This window comes from Methanomassiliicoccales archaeon (assembly GCA_014361295.1).
Taxonomy (GTDB): Archaea; Thermoplasmatota; Thermoplasmata; order Methanomassiliicoccales; family JACIVX01; genus JACIVX01.
The window spans coordinates 1-1168 of sequence record JACIVX010000083.1; the positions used below are offsets into that span (position 1 = coordinate 1).

2 protein-coding genes are annotated in these 1168 nt (G+C 50.7%); both read left to right on the forward strand.

Annotated elements, in window-relative coordinates:
- Window positions 1-159: 159 nt before the first annotated feature.
- Window positions 160-297, forward strand: a complete 138-nt coding sequence (locus H5T41_11250) for a hypothetical protein (GenBank protein ID MBC7109334.1) — start codon at window positions 160-162, stop codon at window positions 295-297.
- Window positions 298-374: 77 nt separating this feature from the next.
- Window positions 375-1168, forward strand: a 794-nt coding sequence (locus H5T41_11255; GenBank protein ID MBC7109335.1) for a hypothetical protein, incomplete at its 3' end; no start/stop codon positions are given.

The following is a 1168-nucleotide window of genomic DNA, read 5'->3' on the forward strand; positions in this document are numbered from 1 at the left end:
CGGTCTTACTTCGCTTCTCCCAGGAACGGCACAAATGTCCCTTCTTCCGGTGTTGACAACCGGCCGCCCCCGGTGTATATTATAGCTGTCACCTAGAAAAAACCTTTAGGAGTGGCCACTGGGTGACGTAGAGAAATTGTGCCAAAGGGGGGATAAACGATGAAATGGGTTCCGATGGTAGAGAAGGCGAATCGGCGGGCAGTGAAGGTTCTGGGCGTGCGTGGTTTTTATATGCTCTTTACCATTCTTACTGTGCTTCTTCTGAGCGGGGCTTACAGCAAGTGGGGTGGGCCCTGAGCTATTGAGACAAAGGCGAACTGTAAGTAAGACAACGGACCAGTTGGTCCGTTGTTTTTTTGTTAGAATGTTTCTCTGTGCCCGAGTTTTCCAGAAGAGTTTGGTTTTACATTGCGGGTATTATCGGGGTAGGCATTGGTTTAGCGATTTGGCAGCTTTGGGAAGTTGAACTCTCGCCTGCCTTCCTTTGGGCCTGGATTATTCTCGGGTTTCTTGACCTTTTCTGCGAATTGTACGAAGTCCAACTCATGGCTCGGCACATGACTTCGGCGGCTGTCGCAGTCGGGGTGGGAGCAATCCTCGTTGGAGGACCGAAGCTAGCGCTCTTGATAATCCTCACGAGCTCTACTTTTGCCGAACTTTTTCTTCGCCGTCGGTTTTGCAAAAAAAGTCCGACGATGTACATCGCCGTTGTATTATTCAATGTAAGTCAACTAACTGTGGCTGCAGTTCTGGCCGGCGTTCTTTTCCAGGTCTTGGGTGGACAGTCGCCACCTTATACAAGCGTGATGGACTTCATTCGGGCCATGTTTGTATTTCTTGTTTTTGCTGTCTTTAACGCTGCAATTGTGGCAGGCGCGGTACATTTTTCACGCGGTGTGAACTATTGGTTACATCTTCGCACCATACTTCGTGTTCAGTACGTCCAGGTTTTCTCCCTGGGAATCCTGGCCATCCTCATCGCCATCGTGTATTCCATATCCCCGTGGTACTCGTTCCTCGTGCTCGTCCCGCTCTTCGTCGTGCAAATCTCCCTCCGCGAACACCTGAAACTCCGAGAGCAGGCAAAAGCAGCATTTGAGAAAATTGCCGCCATCATCCACGCTCGCGACTCTTATACCGGCCAACACTCGGAAGAGGTGGCCGAACT